The organism is Frigoribacterium sp. CFBP9029 (assembly GCF_034045305.1).
In the GTDB taxonomy this organism is placed as follows: domain Bacteria; phylum Actinomycetota; class Actinomycetes; order Actinomycetales; family Microbacteriaceae; genus Frigoribacterium.
Genome location: NZ_JAXCWB010000005.1, coordinates 170,711 through 188,317, shown reverse-complemented (window position 1 = coordinate 188,317; position 17,607 = coordinate 170,711). Strand labels below are relative to the sequence as shown.

17 protein-coding genes are annotated in these 17,607 nt (G+C 71.8%); 5 read left to right on the top strand and 12 right to left on the bottom strand.

Translation table 11 applies throughout. The features are described from left to right. Positions 1-10: 10 nt before the first annotated feature. A complete protein-coding gene (locus tag SOM11_RS09015; protein ID WP_243215409.1) occupies positions 11-1,243 on the top strand; it encodes an isochorismate synthase in 1,233 nt (410 codons plus the stop codon). Next, positions 1,240-2,691 (top strand): MFS transporter, encoded by a 1,452-nt coding sequence (locus tag SOM11_RS09010; RefSeq protein ID WP_320477828.1) that lies wholly within the window; start codon positions 1,240-1,242, stop codon positions 2,689-2,691. Before SOM11_RS09015 ends, SOM11_RS09010 begins: the two co-directional genes overlap by 4 nt. Before the next feature lie 98 nt (positions 2,692-2,789). On the opposite strand, the gene SOM11_RS09005 is transcribed toward SOM11_RS09010, so the two are convergent. From SOM11_RS09005 to SOM11_RS08995, 3 genes are all read right to left on the bottom strand, one after another. Continuing rightward, entirely contained in the window at positions 2,790-3,641 is an 852-nt protein-coding gene (locus SOM11_RS09005) for a PPK2 family polyphosphate kinase (RefSeq protein ID WP_320477827.1), read from the bottom strand. Positions 3,642-3,739: 98 nt separating this feature from the next. Then, positions 3,740-5,608, bottom strand: a complete 1,869-nt coding sequence (menD, locus tag SOM11_RS09000; RefSeq protein ID WP_320477826.1) for a 2-succinyl-5-enolpyruvyl-6-hydroxy-3-cyclohexene-1-carboxylic-acid synthase — start codon at positions 5,606-5,608, stop codon at positions 3,740-3,742. A 7-nt stretch (positions 5,609-5,615) separates the two neighbouring features. Next, a complete protein-coding gene (locus SOM11_RS08995) occupies positions 5,616-5,975 on the bottom strand; it encodes a PLD nuclease N-terminal domain-containing protein (RefSeq protein ID WP_192058810.1) in 360 nt (119 codons plus the stop codon). A 109-nt stretch (positions 5,976-6,084) separates the two neighbouring features. Here SOM11_RS08995 and SOM11_RS08990 point away from each other — a divergent pair, with 109 nt between their 5' ends. Continuing rightward, positions 6,085-6,351, top strand: coding sequence for a DUF4229 domain-containing protein (locus SOM11_RS08990; RefSeq protein ID WP_192058812.1), 267 nt, complete (start codon positions 6,085-6,087; stop codon positions 6,349-6,351). A 30-nt stretch (positions 6,352-6,381) separates the two neighbouring features. On the opposite strand, the gene SOM11_RS08985 is transcribed toward SOM11_RS08990, so the two are convergent. From SOM11_RS08985 to SOM11_RS08970, 4 genes are all read right to left on the bottom strand, one after another. Next, positions 6,382-7,326, bottom strand: a complete 945-nt coding sequence (locus tag SOM11_RS08985; protein WP_192058814.1) for a 1,4-dihydroxy-2-naphthoate polyprenyltransferase — start codon at positions 7,324-7,326, stop codon at positions 6,382-6,384. 9 nt (positions 7,327-7,335) lie between these two features. Next, positions 7,336-8,520 carry an AMP-binding protein gene (locus SOM11_RS08980; RefSeq protein WP_320477825.1) on the bottom strand — a complete coding sequence of 395 codons (1,185 nt, stop codon included), beginning with the start codon at positions 8,518-8,520 and terminating at the stop codon, positions 7,336-7,338. Positions 8,521-8,593: 73 nt separating this feature from the next. Continuing rightward, positions 8,594-9,502 carry a 1,4-dihydroxy-2-naphthoyl-CoA synthase gene (locus SOM11_RS08975; protein WP_243215415.1) on the bottom strand — a complete coding sequence of 303 codons (909 nt, stop codon included), beginning with the start codon at positions 9,500-9,502 and terminating at the stop codon, positions 8,594-8,596. Between the two features lie 70 nt (positions 9,503-9,572). Next, positions 9,573-9,965, bottom strand: a complete 393-nt coding sequence (locus tag SOM11_RS08970; protein ID WP_320477824.1) for a hypothetical protein — start codon at positions 9,963-9,965, stop codon at positions 9,573-9,575. A gap of 75 nt (positions 9,966-10,040) precedes the next feature. Between SOM11_RS08970 and SOM11_RS08965 the strand changes: the two genes are divergently transcribed. Then, entirely contained in the window at positions 10,041-11,057 is a 1,017-nt protein-coding gene (locus SOM11_RS08965; protein WP_320477823.1) for an o-succinylbenzoate synthase, read from the top strand. A gap of 195 nt (positions 11,058-11,252) precedes the next feature. Here SOM11_RS08965 and ccsB read toward each other — a convergent pair whose 3' ends face one another. The 5 genes from ccsB to SOM11_RS08940 are packed head-to-tail and all read right to left on the bottom strand — an operon-like array spanning position 11,253 to position 16,114. Further along, positions 11,253-12,263 carry a c-type cytochrome biogenesis protein CcsB gene (gene ccsB / locus SOM11_RS08960; RefSeq protein ID WP_374231442.1) on the bottom strand — a complete coding sequence of 337 codons (1,011 nt, stop codon included), beginning with the start codon at positions 12,261-12,263 and terminating at the stop codon, positions 11,253-11,255. Then, positions 12,260-14,050: a cytochrome c biogenesis protein ResB gene (resB, locus tag SOM11_RS08955; RefSeq protein WP_320477822.1), complete on the bottom strand. Its 1,791-nt coding sequence runs from the start codon at positions 14,048-14,050 to the stop codon at positions 12,260-12,262. Before resB ends, ccsB begins: the two co-directional genes overlap by 4 nt. Next, complete coding sequence (locus tag SOM11_RS08950) at positions 14,034-14,837, bottom strand: cytochrome c biogenesis CcdA family protein (protein ID WP_320477821.1); 804 nt, start codon at positions 14,835-14,837, stop codon at positions 14,034-14,036. The genes resB and SOM11_RS08950 overlap by 17 nt, the downstream gene beginning before the upstream one ends. After that, the gene (locus tag SOM11_RS08945; RefSeq protein WP_320477820.1) at positions 14,838-15,470 is read right to left on the bottom strand and encodes a TlpA disulfide reductase family protein; all 633 of its coding nucleotides are present in this window, start codon (positions 15,468-15,470) and stop codon (positions 14,838-14,840) included. Then, positions 15,467-16,114, bottom strand: a complete 648-nt coding sequence (locus tag SOM11_RS08940; protein ID WP_192058828.1) for a histidine phosphatase family protein — start codon at positions 16,112-16,114, stop codon at positions 15,467-15,469. Before SOM11_RS08940 ends, SOM11_RS08945 begins: the two co-directional genes overlap by 4 nt. An 83-nt stretch (positions 16,115-16,197) precedes the next feature. Between SOM11_RS08940 and aspS the strand changes: the two genes are divergently transcribed. Further along, complete coding sequence (gene aspS, locus SOM11_RS08935) at positions 16,198-17,532, top strand: aspartate--tRNA(Asn) ligase (protein WP_192058830.1); 1,335 nt, start codon at positions 16,198-16,200, stop codon at positions 17,530-17,532. Positions 17,533-17,607 lie beyond the last annotated feature (75 nt).

Sequence of the window (17,607 nt, the reverse complement as noted above, 5' to 3'; positions counted from 1 at the left end):
GTCTGTCGCGGTGGACCTCCCGTCGTTCCGAGCCCCGTCGTTGTCCGTGCGCAGCACGCGGATCGACCACATCAGCCCCCTCCTCGACGTCGTCGATCGACGCGACCCCCTGATCTTCGTCCGGGGCGGTGCCGGGATGGCCGGCATCGGCGAGGCCCTCCGGCTCGAGTTCACCGGTCCGACCCGCATGACCGACGCGGCCGACGCCTGGCGCGAGGTCGCCGCCCGGGCCACCGTCGACGACGAGGTGGGCGTCGCCGGCAGCGGTCTGATCGCCTTCGGCTCGTTCGCCTTCGACGACGAGTCGACCGACACGAGCGTCCTGATCGTGCCTCGCATCGTGCTGGGTCGTCGCGACGGCGTCGCCTGGATCACGAGGGTCGACGGTGCCGCGACGCCCGCCGCCATGCCGGTGGGCGCCTCCGTCCGGCTGCGACTGACCGACGGCGACCTGTCGGCCGCGGGTTACGCCGACGCCGTCGCCCGCGCCGTCGAGGCGATCGAGCACCGCGACGTCAGCAAGGTCGTGCTGGCCCGCGACCTGGTCGGGCGGATCCCCGCCGAGGCCGATCTGCGCCTCGTCGCGGCGACCCTCCTGACGGCCTACCCCGACTGCTACACCTTCGCGGTCGACGGGCTGATCGGCGCGAGCCCCGAGACGCTCGTCCGCACCGAGCGCGGGGAGGTGACGGCGCGCGTGCTGGCCGGCAGTGCCGCTCGGGGCGTCGACGCGGCCAGCGACGAGCGCGCGGCCCACGCTCTGGCGACCTCGCCGAAGGACCTCGACGAGCACTCGTACGCGCTCCGCAGTCTCCTGCTCTCGCTGGGTCGGCATGCCGACGGCATCGTCACGGCCGAGCAGCCGTTCACCCTCAAGCTCCCGAATCTCTGGCACCTCGCCAGCGACGTGCGAGGCCGCCTCACCGACGGGTCGAGCTCTCTCGACCTGATCGCGTCCCTCCACCCCACGGCCGCCGTCGCCGGCACCCCCACCCAGGAGGCGCTGGCTCTGATCCGAGAGCTCGAACCGTTCGACCGCGGTCGCTACGCCGGCCCGGTCGGCTGGGTCGGCGCCGACGGCGACGGCGAGTGGGCCATCGCGCTCCGCTGCGCCCAGGTCTCCCCCGACGGCACCGTGCGGGCCTTCGCCGGGGCCGGCATCGTCGCCGACTCCGTGCCGGATCGCGAGGTCGCCGAGACCCGCATGAAGTTCCAGCCCGTGGTCGGAGCGTTCGCGCAGTGACGCCACCCGCGCCTCCTCGGGATCCCGCGGGGCCCGGCCCGCTCGACGCGGAGTCCGCACCCGGGTCGTGGTCGCGACCGGTGGCGCTGGTGGTGGCCGCGGCGTTCTTCATGGAGAACCTCGACGCCACGATCCTGTCGACGGCCACCGCCTCCATCGCCCGCGACTTCGAGGTCGTGCCCGCCGAGGTGGGGATCGCGGTGACGAGCTATCTCGTCGCGGTGGCGGCGTTCATCCCGCTCGGGGCCTGGCTCGCCGAGCGGTGGGGCGCACGTCGGGTGTTCCTGGCCGCGATCGTGCTGTTCACGGTCGCCTCGCTCGCCTGCGCGCTCAGCGGTGACCTCGTCTCGCTGACGGCCTCGCGTGCCGTCCAGGGTCTCGCCGGCAGCATGATGGTGCCGATCGGGCGCCTGATCGTGCTGCGCAGCACCGAGAAGTCGGAGCTGATCCGCGCCATCGCGTACCTCACCTGGCCCGCCCTGGTGGCACCGGTCATCGCGCCGCTCGTCGGCGGCCTGCTCACCGAGCACCTCGGCTGGCAGTGGGTGTTCCTCGTGAACGTGCCCGTCGGGGCGGCGCTGCTGGTCGCCGCGTGGCGCGTGATCCCGGCCGTGCCTCGTGCCCCGCGCGCCCGTCTCGACGTCGTCGGGCTCGGCCTCGTCGTCGCCGCGGTCGTGTCGGGGGTGGTGGCCTTCGAGCTGCTCGGCGGCGCCCCGACCGCCGTCACGGGCGCGGGGCTGCTCGTGCTCGCGGTGCTGCTGGTGCTCGCCGCCGGCCGCTGGTTCCGTCGGGTGGCGCACCCCCTGCTCGATCTGACGGCGTTCCGCATCCCGTCGTTCCGGGTGACGAACCTCAGCGGCTCGGTCTACCGCGCTGTCGTCAACGGGGTGCCCTTCGTCGTGCCCCTGCTGCTGCAGGACGGCTTCGGGTGGTCGCCCGCCGAGGCCGGTCTGATGCTCACCTGGGTCTTCGTCGGCAACCTCGGCGTCAAGCCGTTCACGACGCCGCTGCTGCGGCGTTTCGCGGTCATCCCGATCGTCACCGTCTCGACCGTCGGCCTCGCTGCGACGTTCGTGGGGGCGGCCCTCGTGACGGCCGAGACGTCGCCCGTGGTCATCGCCCTGGTGCTGCTCGCGAGCGGGGTGTTCCGCTCGGTCGGCTTCACCGCTTACAACACGCTGCAGTTCGCCGACGTGCCGCCCGAGCGCCTCGGTGCGGCGAACGCGCTGTCGTCGATCACCGGCCAGCTCGCCGTCGGACTCGGGGTCGCTCTGACAGCTCTGGTGGTCCGCATCGCCGACGGCGTGCTGGGGACGACCGGCGTCGGCGACCCGACCGGCTACCGCATCGCCCTGATCGTGCTGGCGGCTCTGGCTCTGGTCAGCATCGTCGAGGGTCTCCGCCTGCCGCGCGGCACGGGGGCGTCGCTGCGGGCGGCCCCGCGCTGAGGCGACCCCGCGCTGAGACGACCTCGCGCGGGCGACCTAGAACGGGCGACCCCGAGCTGAGACGACCGCGCGCGGGTGACCCGCGGGGCGTCGAGCGCCTAGGTGGACGAGAGGCGGGTCTTCTCGAGCTCGACGTCGAACTCGGCGCTCGGCCACTCCGGGCGGCGTGCCGCCAGGGCGTCGATCAGGAGGCGCTGCACGGCCACCCGGGCGTACCACTTCCGGTCGGCGGGGACGACGTACCACGGAGCCGAGTCGGTCGACGTCCGCCTGATCGCGGTCTGGTAGGCCTCCTGGTAGTCGTTCCAGAGCAGGCGCTCGTCGAGGTCGCCGGGGTTGTACTTCCAGTTCTTCTCGGGGCGGTCGAGTCGTTCGCGCAGCCTCGACTTCTGCTCGTCGGACGAGATGTGCAGCATCACCTTGACGACGGTCGTGCCGGCCTCGGCCAGCTCGCGCTCGAACTCGACGATGTCGTCGTAACGACCCTCGACCTCCTCCGGCGAGGCGAGGCGGCGCACCTTGCCGATCAGGACGTCCTCGTAGTGCGACCGGTCGAAGACGCCGATCATGCCCGGGCCCGGCAGCTCGCGGCGCACGCGCCACAGGAAGTCGTGCGCGAGCTCCTCCTCCGTCGGGGTCTTGAAGGCGTGGTGCGCGACGCCCTGAGGATCGAAGGCTCCGACCACGTGACGGACGATGCCGCCCTTCCCCGCGGTGTCCATGCCCTGCAGCACGAGCAGCACGGAACCCTTGTCGCCGCCATGGCGGCTGGAGGCGAAGAATCTCTCCTGCAGGTCGCCGAGAGTGTCACGACCGGACTCGAGCGACTGCGCGGCGTACTGCTTGTCTCCCGCGAACCCGGGCGTCGACGACGGATCGATCGCCGCCAGGTCGACGGCGTCGTCGGCTCGGAGGGACACGGCGGGCGGGGTCGTCCAGGTCTTGGCCATGGGTCGAGCCTACGACTCGGGCGTGAAGCGGGGACCAAGACCGCGGGAGGCCGTGAGCCGGCCGCCCGGAGGCCGGACATCGAGCCGCCGTCGGCGGGTCAGCGGACGAGCGGGACCTCGATCAGCACAGGGCCGTCCCAGCGTCGGGCGAGGTCACGGTCGAGCTCGGCCCGGGTGCCCGCGCGTGAGTACTGCCACCCGTAGGCCGCGGCCAGGGCCGACAGCTCGACGCTGTGCGGGGTGAACTGCACACGGGTCATCGCGTCGGCGGGGGCCGTGGCCGCCACCTCGAGCCCGTCGAAGATCGTCCCCCCGCCGTCGTTGCCGACGATCACCTGCAGGCGGGGTCTCACCTCGCCGTCGCCGAAGAGCATCGAACCGACGTCGTGGAGCAGGGTGAGATCGCCGAGCAGCACCCGCGTGACCCCCGGGCGCGACTCGTCGAGCTGACTCGCGTAGGCGATGCCGGTGGCGGTGGCGATCGTGCCGTCGATGCCCGCGAGACCCCGGTTGGCGTGCACGGGGATGCGCTTGCCGGGCACGACCTCGTCGACCTCGCGGATCAGCCGGGACGCGCCGAGCACGAGTCGGTCGTGGGGCCAGGTGACGCGCCACAGGGTCTCGGCCAGGGCGCGACGGGAGACCTCACGACGCAGCAGCGCCACCTCGCCGCGGAGGAACGCGGCCCGCTCGGCGGGTTCGTCGCTCGTGGCCGACTCGAGGTCGGGCGCGGACTCGTCGTCGCCGACCACGAGTCGTCCGGCCTGGACCCAGCGACCGACCCAGGCGCGATGCGGGCGGTCTTCGGGCGACGGGCCGTCGGCGGCGGCACCCGTGGCCGTCACCGTGGCGGTGGCCGTCGCCAGGGCCGCGGCGTCGCCGACCGCCGCCGTGTCGATCTGGTGTCGGCCGTGCCGCCGTGGCTCGACTGCCGCGGCGCCCTCGGGGATATCGACGGCGTCGACCACGCGGGCGTCGCGGCCCGGGTCGTAGGCCTCGGGCGACGAGCCGCGGACGACGATCACCTCGACGTCGGACCGCTGGATCAGTGCCGGGATCTGCCGGGTGAGGGTGGGGTGACCGAAGACGATCACACGTCGCACTGCGCCGCCGAACGCGTGCTCGCCGAGCAGCGCCCGATAGCCCAGCGCCAGGTTGGGGCCGAAGTGCGCGCCGCTCGAGACCTCGGCCACGAGCGGCGCACCGAGGGCACGGGCGACTCGCTCGGCCTCGTCCGTCGCCGCGTGACCTGCCACGACGATCGTCGACGGGACCCTGTCGACCTCGAGGGCGAGACGGGACACCGGGGAGGCGCGGGTCACCGCATCGGGGCGGGCGTCGGGGATCCGCACGACGGGCGCCGACAGGGGCTCTCGGAAGGCGATGTTCAGCTGCACCGGCCCGGGGGCGGGCAGATCGCCGTACGGCGAACCCCCGGCCGCCTGCCGGTGGCCGAGGGCGGCGGAGACGGCGTCGTGCGCGAGGGCGCGGACGGCGTCGACGTCGACCGGCCCCTCGACGGGAGCCTCGACGTCGCGGACGAACGCGACCGCGCGACCGAAGAGACCGGGTTGGTGGGTGGTCTGGTTGGCGCCGATGCCCCGCAGCTCGGTCGGTCGGTCGGCGGTCAGCAGCACCAGGGGCACCCCGGAGTGATGGGCCTCGAGGACGGCCGGGTGCAGGTTGGCGACGGCGGTGCCCGAGGTCGTGATCACGACGACGGGTGCGCCGGTCTCGACGGCCAGCCCGAGGGCGAGGAACGCCCCCGATCGCTCGTCGATGCGGACCCTGAGGTGGATCCGCCCCGAGCGCTCGAGCTCGGCGGCGGCCAGCGCCAGCGCCTGCGAACGGGAGCCGGGGCTGAGGACGACATCGCGGACGCCGACGTCGACGAGGGCGGACAGCAGCTCGACGGCGTAATCCGTCGCGGGGCTGCCGCTCGACTGATCGTCGCGGTCGCTGGACATGGCCGGCTTACGCCGTGCCCGTCTTGCCGTCTTCGTCGAGCTCCGAGAGCTCCTGCTCGAGGCGACGGATGCGCTCGTCGGTGGTCTCGCGGTCGAGATCGCTGATGTTGGAGGCCGAGCGACCGGAGAACTCGGGGTCGTCGTCGGGAGCGACGAACCGGCGCCGTTCGGGCTGCCGGTTCTTGCGGTTCTTGCCGAGGAGGAACCAGAGGATGGCGCCGATCACGGGCAGGACGACGATGATCAACGCCCAGAGGGGCTTGTTCAGAGCACGGAACCTGGAGGCGTCCGCGAAGAGGCAGTCGACCAGGGCGTAGATGATGAAGGCAGCGGCGATCACGATGCCAACGACGTACAACCTCACCATTCCTCGACTATAGGCGGCGTCCCGGTGCGGATCCTGACCGTGGGCCCTTCCGTGGCCGACCTGTGATCCACCCGGCTGGGGCACGGTCTCGCCGCCGTAGAATCGCCGGGTGAAACCCTGGGTCAAGTACACGTTCATCCGTCTCGGGATCTTCGCAGTGGCGCTGGCCGTCCTGCTCGTGATCCGCATCGACCCCTACATCGCGACGATCGTCGCGGCGATCGTCGGACTCTGCGTCTCGTACATCTTCTTCGCACCGCTCCGACGTCGTGTCGCCCTCGACCTCGCCGAGCGTCGATCGAAGCCCGAGACGCGTCACGGCGACGACATCGCCGAGGACGAGGAGATCCGCCGCTCCGACCGCGACGACGTCTGAGCGTCGAGCGGAGCGCAGTCGGGCCGCAGCCTAGAAGTACAGGACCGCCGACAGCGCCAACGCCCACAGCAGCGCCGTCAGCGACGACAGCTGCAGGGCGAGGATGAGCTCGCGCGGCGTGCGACCGGTGACGCCGATGATGGCCGCGGGGATGGCCGCGATCAGCGTGAAGTAGACGTACGGCGCATCGAAGTACAGGAACCCGAAGTACGCCAGGATCAAGAACGGCAGCAGCAGGAAGAGCGCGTAGAGCGCCCGAGCGACCGGGTCGCCGACCACGACCGCCAGGGTGCGCTTGCCCGCGGCGGCGTCTTGGGGGATGTCGCGGATGTTGTTGACCATCAGCACCGCGCAGGCGAAGAGCCCCGATGCGACGCCCGCGATCCAGGCGTCGGCCGGGAACCGGTCGAGCTGGACGTACGTCGTGCCGACGGTCGCGACGAGGCCGAAGAACACGAAGACGAAGACCTCGCCGAGGGCGTTGTAGCCGTAGGGGCGCTTGCCGCCGGTGTAGAACCACGCGGCGACGACGGCGGCGGCCCCCACGGCGAGCAGCCACCAGTGACCCGAGAGAATCACGACGGCGACACCGGCCGCGGCGGCGACGGCGAACGAGCCGAGCGCGACCCGGAGGACGCTGCGGGGACGGACGGCCCCCGAGGCCGTGAGCCGCGACGGCCCGACCCGGAAGGCGTCGGTGCCCCGGATGCCGTCGGAGTAGTCGTTGGCGAAGTTGACGCCGATCTGCAGGAGGACGGCGACGACCAGGCACAGCACGGCGAGGAGGAGGTCGCTCGACCCGTTGGCCTCGGCGACGCCGGTGCCGAGCGCGACCGGCGCCACGGCCAGGGGCAGGGTGCGCAGACGAGCGCCGCCGATCCAGTCGCGGGCGGTCACCCGCCGCGCGGGCTGCCGACCGGGTCGCCCGCCGGGTCGTCCGCCGGGTCGTGCCTTCTTGCTCTTCGTCTTCGCCACGGCCCGATTCTAGTTCGGCCGGTCGCCCCCGACCGCGCGCTCGAGGGCGCGACGATCGGGCTTGCCGCTCGAGAGGAGCGGCAGCGCGGCCAGGACGACGACGCGATCGGGCGCGGCCGCCCGCCCTGCACGCTCGACGACCGCCCGCCGCAGCTCGAGCAGATCGGGCGCCGCGCCCGTGGTCACGACGACGGGCACCTCGCCCCACCGGGGGTGCGGGGAGCGCACGACGACGGCGGCGTCGAGGCCGGGTCGTTCGCGCACGACGCGCTCGACCACCCCGAGCGAGACCTTCTCGCCGCCGGAGACGATGACGTCGTCGAGGCGTCCCGTCACGGTCAGCACGCCCTCGTCGGACACCGTGCCGTGGTCGCCCGTGCGGTACCAGCGGAGGCCGTCGCGCGTCGTGAGCGCCGCCTCCGTCCGCTCGGGGTCGGCCAGGTACTCGTCGAACAGCGACGGCCCGCTCAGCTCGATCTGCCCGTCGACGATCTCGACCCGGGTGCGACCGACGGGCACCCCGTCGTAGACGCAGCCCCCCGAGGTCTCGCTCGCCCCGTAGGTGCGGACGATCGGGACGCCGAGGAGGCGCGCTCGGGCGATCAGGGACGCCGGCGTCGCCTGCCCCCCGACCAGGACCGCCGCGAACCCGCGCAGCGCCCCGGCGACACCGGCGTCGTCGGGTGCGGACCCGGCCTCTGCGGCCTCGGACCCCGGCTCCGATTCGGCGGCGTCGAGCAGGGCCGCCAGCTGCGCGGGCACGAGCGAGACGTAGCGCACCGGGTGGTCGAGTCGCCGGGCCGCCCGGGCGAAGGCGCGCGGATCGAAGCCGCCCGGCCCGAGCAGCACCGGCTCGGTGCCGGCGGTGATCGACCGCACGAGCACGTTCAGACCGGCGATGTAGTGGGCGGGCAGGGCGAGCAGCCACTGACCCGGACCGGACAGCGCCTGGTCGGCGGCGGCGGCCCCGGCCAGGAGGGCGTCGGCGGAGAGGGCGACGCGCTTCGCGTGACCGGTCGACCCGCTCGTCTCGACGACGAGCGCGACGGCCACCGGGACGGTCGCGGGGAGGTCGTCGGGCACCCGGTCGTCGGTGCGGGGCGCGACGGCCGGGCCACCTGCCAGGGCGACCCGGAGGGCCTCGAGCACGGCGCCCTGGTCACGGGCATCGATCGGGCGGAGGGAGCGGGTCATGCGCCGCGCCTCCTCGGCTCGCGGTGCCGGCCTCGCGACGCCCGACCCGCGAGCCCGGCGTCGACGATGGGCATCAGTACTGCCAGGGGAACGGCGACCAGTCGGGCTCGCGCTTCTCGAGGAACGAGTCGCGACCCTCGACGGCCTCGTCGGTGCCGTAGGCCAGGCGCGTGGCCTCCCCCGCGAAGACCTGCTGCCCGACGATGCCGTCGTCGGTGGCGTTGAACGCGAACTTGAGCATGCGGATCGCCGTCGGCGACTTGGTGAGGATGGTGCGCGCCATCGCGAGGGCCTCGCGCTCGAGGTCGACGTGCGGGACGACGCGGTTGACCGCGCCCATCTCGTATGCGCGGTCGGCGCTGTACTCCTCGGCCAGGAAGAACACCTCGCGGGCGAACTTCTGACCGATCTGCTTCGCGAAGTAGGCGCTGCCGTAGCCGGCGTCGAACGAGCCGACGTCGGCGTCGGTCTGCTTGAACCTGCCGTGCTCGCGGCTGGCGATCGTCAGATCGCAGACGACGTGCAGCGAGTGACCGCCGCCGGCCGCCCAGCCCGGCACGACGGCGACGACGACCTTCGGCATGAAGCGGATGAGGCGCTGGACCTCGAGGATGTGCAAGCGACCCGCCGACGCCGGGTCGGCCACGTTCGCCTGATCGCCCTCGGTCTTGTAGCCGTCGCGACCGCGGATGCGCTGATCGCCGCCGCTGCAGAACGCCCACCCGCCGTCTTTCGCGCTCGGCCCGTTGCCGGTCAGCAGGACGACGCCGATGCGGCTGTTCATCCGAGCGTGATCGAGCGCCCGGTAGAGCTCGTCGACGGTGTGCGGACGGAAGGCGTTGCGGACCTCGGGCCGGTCGAACGCGACCCTCGCCACCCGCCCGTCGACGCTGTGGTGGTACGTGATGTCGGTGAGGCCGTCGAACCCGTCGACCTCTCGCCACTCGGTGGGGTCGAACAGGTCGGAGACGGCGTCGCTCATGCGCCCCAGCCTACGACCGGCCGCCGACGCCGGGGTGCGGGTGATCGGGTGCGGGTGACCGCGGCGCGGGTCAGAAGGCGGGGAGCACCCGGGCGAGCAGGAAGACGAGCACGAACGGGTTCGCCAGCACGCTGAGAAGAACCGCCGCCACGGCGAACCAGCGACCGCGGCGGAGGACGACCGCGACGAGCGCGACGACCCCGACGACGATCGAGGCCAGCATCGTGACGAGCGCGATCGTCGCGGCCGGGGTGACCAGGTCTCCGGCCAGGAGCGCCACCGCGATCCCGTCGAGGGCCAGCAGAGCGAGCGCCAGCACGAACGTCACGAGACCGAGACGCCGAGATGCCGCAGGACGATCGCCGACCTCGACGCCCGAGGCGTCGTTGGCCAGGATGTCGAGGCCCTCCGGTGCGGCCGGGCGGGTGGTCGGGTCGTTCGGGTCGTTCTCTGCTGCGGCCATGGCCCACGATGCTACCCAACCCCAGGGTGCGCCAGGGGCCGCCCGGGGTCGAGCCCGCGGTGCGAGACTGGCCCCGTGTCGAACAGCAGCCCCACCCCGCGCGCCGCGCCGCGCCTCCCCCCGCTCGCCGATCTGCTCGACGACGCGCACGTCGTGCAGCTGCCGCTCCGCACGAGGTTCCGAGGCCTGGACGCCCGCGAGGCCCTCGTCGTCGAGGGCCCGAACGGCTGGACCGAGTTCAGCCCGTTCGTCGAGTACGGCCCCGCCGAGGCGAGCGCCTGGCTGGCGGCGACCATCGACTTCGGGTGGGGCGTCGAGCACCCGACCCGCGCCTCCTCGGTGGCCGTCAATGCGACGCTGCCGACCGTCGCTCCCGGCGAGGTGCGGACGGTGCTCGACCGCTACCCCGGCTGCCGCACCGCCAAGGTGAAGGTCGCCGACCCCGGCGAGACGCTGCGCGACGACGTCGCCCGCGTCGCCGCCGCCCGCGAGTACATCGGTGACACCGGTCGCGTGCGCATCGACGCGAACGGCGCATGGACGGTCGCGCAGGCCGAGGAGGCGCTGGTCGCCCTGGCCCCGTACGCCCTGGAGTACGTCGAACAGCCGTGCGCCACGGTGCCCGAGCTCGCGGAGCTGCGGCGTCGCACCGCCGGGCTCGGCGTGCCCGTCGCCGCCGACGAGAGCGTGCGCAAGGCCGCCGACCCGCTCGCCGTCGCCCGGGCCGGGGCCGCCGACCTGCTCGTGATCAAGGCGCAGCCCCTCGGCGGGATCACGGCCGCGCTCGACATCGTCGCCGCCGCCGGGCTGCCGGTCGTCGTGTCGAGCGCCCTGGACACCTCGGTGGGGCTGAGCATGGGCGCCCACCTCGCCGCCGCGATGCCCGAGCTGCGGCATGACTGCGGACTGGGAACGGCCGCGCTGCTGGCGGCCGACGTGACGCGAGCGCCGCTGCTGCCGGTGGACGGAGCGATCGAGGTGCGCCGCGTCGACGTCGACGTCGACCTGCTGCGGCGGCACGCGGCGAGCGACGACCGACGGGAGTTCTGGGTGGAGCGGCTCCGCGCCTCCTACGCCGTGCTCGCCGGCTGAGGGCGGCGGCGCGGCGGCGGTGGCAGTGGCAGTGGCAGTGGCAGTGGCAGTGGCAGTGGCAGAAACGTACTGCGGCGGGTTCCCGTCACCCGGGGCGGGTCAGCGCTGACCCGCCAGGGATGACGGGAACCCGCCCGACCCCGATCGACGCACGCAGCGCGGGTCGGCGGCGGCGCGGATCAGACGCGGCGCGGGTCAGAGGCCGGAGTAGGCGTGCAGACCCTTGAAGAAGACGTTGACCACGGAGAAGTTGAACATGACGGCCGCGAAGCCGATGATCGACAGCCACGACGACCGCGAACCGCGCCAGCCGCGCGTCGCCCGCGCATGGATGTAACCGGCGTAGAGCACCCAGATGATGAAGGTCCAGACCTCTTTGGTGTCCCAGCCCCAGTACCGGCCCCACGCGCGCTCGGCCCATACGGCGCCGGCGATGAGGGTGAAGGTCCAGAGGACGAAGCCGACGAGCGCCACGCGGTACGCGAGGTCTTCGAGACGATCGGCGCCGGGCAGCGTCTGCATGAAGCCGAGACCGGCGAGCTTCGCCTGCTCGCGACGCGTCTGGATCAGCTGGGCGATCGACAGGCCGGCCGCGATGGCGAAGAACCCGGTGCCGAGGATCGCGACGAGCACGTGGATGACGAGCCAGGCGGACTGCAGTGCGGGCTGCAGCGGCACGACGGCGACGTAGTAGTTGACCGTGCCGATGGCGAGCAGGATGAGGTTCAGACCCATCACGTACGCGCCGAGGAACGAGATGTCGACGAACTGCTTGACCAGCAGATAGACGCCCACGATGATCGCCGTGCCGGTCAGCGAGAACTCGAACATGTTCGCCCACGGCACCCGCTCGGCGGCGACGCCTCGCATGATCACCGAGGCGACGTGGACGACGAGGCCGAGGACCATCAGCGACGTGGCGACGCGTTCGAAGCGCGACGGGCGGCGACGACCCGACGAGTCGGTCGTGTCACCGCCGACGGTCGTGGCCGGGCGGTCGAGCACCACGGTCGACGAACCGCGTGCGGTCGAGGCCGAGGCCACCGGCGCGCGACCGCCGTCGAGACTCGACGCCTCTTTCGCCGCGAGCTGGGCGTCGCCGGAGCGCTTCGCCAGGTCGAGCGCGTAGGCCACGAACGAGATCGTGTAGATGGCCATCGCCGAGTAGACGGCGACGAGCGAGTAGTAGGCGAGGTCGGCGGTCACGAGGAGAGCTTACGTCCGTCGGGTGCGGGCGACGACTCGTCGTCTCTCGACGTCGAAGCGGTTGTCTCGCCCGAGGCCACCGCCTTCGCCGCCTCGGCGGGCACGCCCAGCCCGGTCAGATGCGTTCGGGTGATGTCGCCCACGGCCCTCTCGAGGGTCGGATCCTCGCCGCGCGCGAGACCGGCGTACTCGAGCACGAGACCGGACCCGGTGTCTCGGGCCTTGACCCAGACGCGGCGTCGGGGCACGAACAGCGCCGTGAGCAGACCCGCGAAGCTGAGGCCGGCGAAGAGCAGCACCCACAGCTGCGACGGGTCGTGATGCACGTCGAACGACGCGAAGCGCTTGACGCCGTCGAAGGTCACGGTGCCCAGCCCGTTGGGCAGATCGGCGGTCTCGCCGGGGGTGACGCGGATGGCGCTCGTGTCGGCGTCGGCACCCGCCACCTCGGTCAGCCCCACGGTGTCGAGGGCGTAGACCGATCGCGGCACCCCGTCGTCGAGCCCGAGGTCGCCCGTGTAGACGTTGAGGCTGAGCACCGGGTTGAGCGTGTCGGGGTAGTTCGAGGCCAGCATGCCCGACTCGGTGTCGACCGCCGACGGGTAGAAGAAGCCGATCATGCCGAGCTGCTCGGGCGACGAGTCGGGCACCTTGATGACGCCCTGCGACATGAGGTTCGTGTTCTGCGGCAGGAACGGGACGGTGTCTCGGAAGGCGACGTCGCCGTCGCCGTCGCGCACCGTCACGTCGACCGCGTAGCCGTTGCCGAGCAGGTACACGTTCGAGCCGCCGATGGCGAGCGGGCTGTTGACCTTGATCTGACGCTTCTCGTCGTCGTCACCGTCTTGCGTGCGGGTCGTGACGTCGGCCGTGTAGTCGAGGGCCTGCCCGAGGGCGTCGCGGTTCTGCTCCTCGTAGTCGGTCGTGAACCGGTCGAGGGTGATGCTGAACGGGTCGAGCTGCGAGTCGTCGAACCACCGACCCGGGTTGAACGAGTCGTACGAACCGAGCACGTTCGTGAAGGTCTGACCCTCGACGACGACGCGCTGACCGGCGTAGCCGAATCCTCCCCCGACGCCGACGGTCAGCAGCACGCCGACCAGCGCCGCGTGGAAGACCAGGTTGCCGGTCTCGCGCAGATAGCCGCGCTCGGCGCTGACCGAGTCGGCGAAGACCTCGGTGCGGTAGCCGGCGCGCTTCAGCTGCGCACGGGCCGCCTCGACGGCGGCGGCGGGGGTGACGGAGGGCCGACCCGCGCCTCCTCCGCTCTGATCGATCGTGACCGTCCGGTAGCCGGCGAGACGCGACAGCCGGGCCGGGGTCTTGGGCGGACGGGCGCGGAGGGCTTCGAAGTGGTGCTTCGTCCGCGGGATGATGCAGCCGATCAGCGAGATGAACAGCAGCAGGTAGACCGCCGAGAACCACGGCGACGAGTAGGTGTCGAAGACGCCGAGCTTGTCGAGGATCGGGAACAGATCGGGGTTGTCGGTGCGGTACTGGACGACCCCGTTCGGGTCGGAGGTGCGCTGGGGCACGAGCGATCCGGGGATCGCGGCGACCGCCAGCAGCATGAGGAGGAACAGCGCCGTCTTCATGCTGGTCAGCTGCCGCCAGAAGAAGCGGAGGTAGCCGATCGGGCCGAGTCGCGGCTGCGTCACTCCGTCGCCGCCCCTGCCCTGGGACGGAGCCCGGACCGAATCGACGTGGTCGCTCGGCCGCAGCGGATCGGCGGAGGCGTCGGTCTCGTCGGCCGGCGTCAGCGGCTCGCGGTCAGACGATCGTGCCATAGCTCGCGATCACCGACCCGAGACGGGACATCAGATCGGACCAGAGGCCCGACACCATGAGCAGGCCGATGACGATCAGGATGGAACCTCCGACGATGTTGACGGCGCGCATGTGCCGCTTGACGAACGAGATCGACCGCGACGCCCAGCCGAAGCCGAGGGCGACGAGCAGGAACGGCACGCCGAGTCCGATGCAGTAGAAGAGGCCGAGCAGCACGGACTGCCCGAGCGACGCGGAGTCGAGCGACATGGCCGTGATGGCGGCCAGGGTCGGACCGATGCAGGGTGTCCAGCCGATGCCGAAGACGATGCCGAGCAGCGGGGCCCCGGCCAGACCCGTGGCGGGCGTGACCGGCAGCTTCAGCGTGCGCTGGAAGAAGCCGAACTGCCCGATGAAGACGAGACCCAGCACGATCACCACCAGGCCCATCAGCCGCACGATGAGGTCGCGCCACTGGATCAGCCAGAAGCCGGCGGCCGCGAACGCGAGGTTGGCCCCGACGAAGACGACCGTGAAGCCGGCGACGAACAGGAGCACCCCGAGCACGACGCGACGGCGATCGCGGCGGGCGGCGGCCGACACGGCGTCGGGCGTCGGCACGGCGTCGCCACGGGCCGCGGGGACCGATCGACCCGTCAGCCCGCCGACGTAGCCGAGGTAGCCGGGCACGAGCGGCAGCACGCACGGCGAGAGGAACGAGATGAGACCGGCCAGGAGGGCGACCGGGAGCGCGACGGCGAGCTGTCCGCTCACCACCGCCTCGAAGAAGGGATTGCCCTGGTACACCTAGGACTGCTCGGCGAGGGTGTCGGACACCAGGGTGTCGAGGATGCTCGGACCGTCGAGACCCCCGAGGATGCGCGCGGCGATTCGGCCCTGCTGGTCGAGGACGATCGTGGTCGGCACGGAGTTCGGTGCGATCGTGCCGGCGAGGGCCAGCTGCACGGCCCCGTCGTTCGTGTCGACGACCGACGGGTAGCCGACGTCGAAGGTGCGGGCGAAGGCCTGCGAGGTCGCCGCCTGGTCTCGGACGTTCACGCCGATGAACTGCACGCCCTCGTCGGCGTAGTCGTCGTGGACCTGCTCGAGGTCGGGGGCCTCGGCGCGGCAGGGCGGGCAGCCCGCGTACCAGAAGTTGAGGACGACGACGTCGCCGTCGTAGTCGGATCGGGACAGCGTCTCGCCCGTGTCGGTCTCGCTGGTGAACTCGACGGGGTCGCCGCGGTCTTCGGGGGCGATCTCGGTCACGGTGCCGCTGCCCGAGATGTAGTTCTCGGTGGTGCCGTCGCCGAAGTCGGCCGCGAGGTCGTCGTTCTGGGAGGTGCAGCCCGTCAGGGCGAGAGCCACGACGGCGGCGCCGGCGAGCACCCGCGAGATCGTGGTCGCCCGACGGGTGGTGGAGGTCTTACGGGTGGTCACACTGCTCCAAGATCGACGGCGGAATCGAGCAAGTCTCGCGCGGGATCCTGATAGCCCACCTCGACGAAGGCGTCGCCGCGACGTTCGAGGGTCGTGACGCTCGACAACGAGCACCGACGGCGCCGGGGGTCGTGGAACAGACGGGCGCCGGTGACGCTGCGGTGCACCATCCAGATCGGCAGCTGGTGGCTGACGAGCACGACGTCGCCGGTGTCGACCGAGGCCCAGGCGTCTTCGACGGCCGCGAGCATGCGCGACGCGATGCTGACGTAGGCCTCGCCCCAGCTCGGCTTCAGCGGGTTGACGATCCACGGCCATTCGGCGGGGACGGCGAGCTGCTTGCGGATCGTGAAGTCGGACCGACGACCCTCGTACTTGTTGGCCGGCTCGACGAGGCGATCGTCGACGGCGACCGTGAGACCGAAGCGCTCGGCCCAGGGCGCGGCCGACTCGCGGGTGCGCTGGAGGGGGCTCGCGGTGACGGCGACGACCGGCGCACCCTGCTGCTGCAGCATGTCGGCCGAGGAGGCGGCCATCCGGTGCCCGAGATCACTGAGGCCGAAGCCGTCGAGACGGCCGTAGAGCACGTGCTCGGGGTTGTGCACCTCACCGTGCCGGACGAGGTGGATGTGCTGGGCGGGCATGCCCTCCAGTCTAGGTCGAGGCCCCGCGCACACCTCCCTCACGGGAACCGCAAAGATCCGACCGCCCTGTAAAGTCGAGCCTCGTGATCGAACGCACCCTCATCAGCGACCTCTCGCCCCTCCCCGACGGCACCGTGACGGTGGCGGGCTGGGTCGATACCGTCCGCGACCAGAAGAAGGTGCAGTTCGTCGTGCTCCGCGACGAGTCGGGCGCCGTCCAGCTGGTCCGCCCGCGCACCGCCGCCGACGTGCTCGCCGCGAACGGCGAGGTCGATGAGATCGCCGACGCCATCTCGGGTCTGGCGCAGGGCAGCTTCGTCACGGTGACGGGTGAGCTCAAGCACGACGAGCGCGTCAAGCTCGGCGGCATCGAGGTCAAGATCGCCACCCTCGTCGTCGACAGCGCCGCCGACCCCGAGACGCCGATCGCCCCCGACAGCGGCATCGACAAGCGCATGGACTGGAGGTTCCTCGACCTCCGCGTGCCACGCAATGCCCTCATCTTCCGCGTGCAGACGACCTTCGAGCACGCCATGCGCACCTACTGGGTCGAGCGCGGCTACATCGAGATCCACACCCCGAAGATCATGGCCTCGGCGAGCGAGTCGAACGCCGAGCTGTTCAAGGTCGAGTACTTCGAGGGCAGCGCGTTCCTGGCGCAGAGCCCCCAGTTCTTCAAGCAGATGGCGCAGAGTGCCGGCTTCGGCAAGATCTTCGAGATCGCACCCGTCTTCCGTGCCGACCCGTCGTTCACCTCGCGTCACGCGACGGAGTACACGAGCGTCGACGCCGAGATCAGCTACGTCGACAGCCACGAGGACGTCATGACGATGCAGGAGGAGCTGCTCGTCGCCGCCTTCACCGCGGTCGTCGACAAGCACGGCTCCGAGATCAAGGAGCTCTTCGACGTCGACCTGACCGTGCCGACCACGCCGTTCCCGCGGATCCCCCTCGCCGAGGCGAAGCGCATCGTCGCCGACCGCGGCTACGTCGTGCCCCGTGCCGACGCCGATATGGACCCCGAGGGCGAGCGTCAGATCGCCGCCTACGTCAAGGAGACGTTCGACCACGACTTCGTGTTCCTCACGGACTACGACGCGTCGATCCGGCCGTTCTACCACATGCGTCACGACGACGACCCGCAGCTCACGAAGAGCTACGACCTCATCTACAACGGCACCGAGATCACGACCGGCGCCCAGCGCGAGCACCGCGTCGACGTGCTCGAGGCCCAGATCCGCGAGAAGGGCATGAAGCCGGAGGAGCTCGGCGGCTACCTCGACTTCTTCCGCTACGGCGCCCCGTCGCACGGCGGATTCGGCATGGGCCTGGCCCGCGTGCTGATGCTCATGCTGCACCAGCCGAATCTCCGCGAGGTCACGTACCTCTTCCGTGGCCCCAGCCGCCTGACCCCGTAGGCGCCGGCCACGGGCGCGACGCCCGAGAGGATCGAAGGGACGACCCACCGCCACGTTCGGCGGAGGGTCGTCCTT